We start from the raw sequence: 895 nt of genomic DNA on the forward strand, positions 1-895 counted from the left end.
TCGTTTAACTTTATACCTTCACCATATTTTTTCCTAGATGCTTGATAAATATCATATCCTCCACTTAAATTATAAACATCGTATCCATGTTGTAAAAGTATTCTATATGCTATATATCCTCTTAATCCTACTTTACAATATACAACTATTTTTTATTTTTGTCTTTAACTTTGGAACTTTTAGATAACTACCTTCAAGTGTTACTGTCCCATTTTGATTATTTGTAGTATAAGACTGGTAACCTTTCTTTTTCTTGAACTTTGGAAAGGCTGTTTTTTATCTCTAAAGAAATTTTTATATGCTTTTTCTAAATTAAGTTGTGCGTTGGAAAGTGCAAGACTATCTACTTCTTTTAGAAAAGAATATTCTTTTTTATATTGTGCAGGTGTATTGTTTAGCATTTCTCCTGTTTTTTTATAGTATTCTATTTTGTCATGTAGCATTTTGTTGTATATAAATCTTACACAACCAAATACTTTAGCAAAATATTCTTCTTGTTCTTTTGTTGGATATATCCTGTATTTATAAGCCTTTAGCAAAATTACACCTCCTTCCTGTAATACTGATTATATCATAAAAAAGAATTTATCAATCAACATTCATCACCCACTTATAGAAGTGGGCGACTTCTGTTACTCTTTAGTTAAATCCCCTAATATCCTCATATTTGTCCTCAAAACCGTCTATTGAAATCACTAATTTATCAACATAGTCCACAATAAGTTCCTTTAGCTTTTTCATTTAATATTGTTCCCATTCGTCGTTATAGTTAAATTAAAATTTGAAAAATATATTTAATAGCCGTCATATATAAGATGGGAAAAGGTAGGCTCGCCAATTCCTCCAAGGATAATTTCCTTTAAGTTTTATCCTTAACCTCATCATAAATCCTTCT

At 28.6% G+C, this 895-nt stretch carries 1 protein-coding gene and 1 pseudogene; both read right to left on the reverse strand.

What is annotated here, in order from left to right:
• On the reverse strand, positions 1-149 hold a 149-nt coding region (locus CAAU_RS14735; RefSeq protein ID WP_202801055.1), incomplete at its 3' end, for a rhodanese-like domain-containing protein.
• Position 150: 1 nt separating this feature from the next.
• Positions 151-539, reverse strand: a pseudogene (locus tag CAAU_RS13745) (helix-turn-helix domain-containing protein); the annotation flags it as partial.
• Positions 540-895: the final 356 nt, after the last annotated feature.

The sequence above is a fragment of the Caloramator australicus RC3 genome, from assembly GCF_000297115.1.
In the GTDB taxonomy this organism is placed as follows: domain Bacteria; phylum Bacillota; class Clostridia; order Clostridiales; family Caloramatoraceae; genus Caloramator; species Caloramator australicus.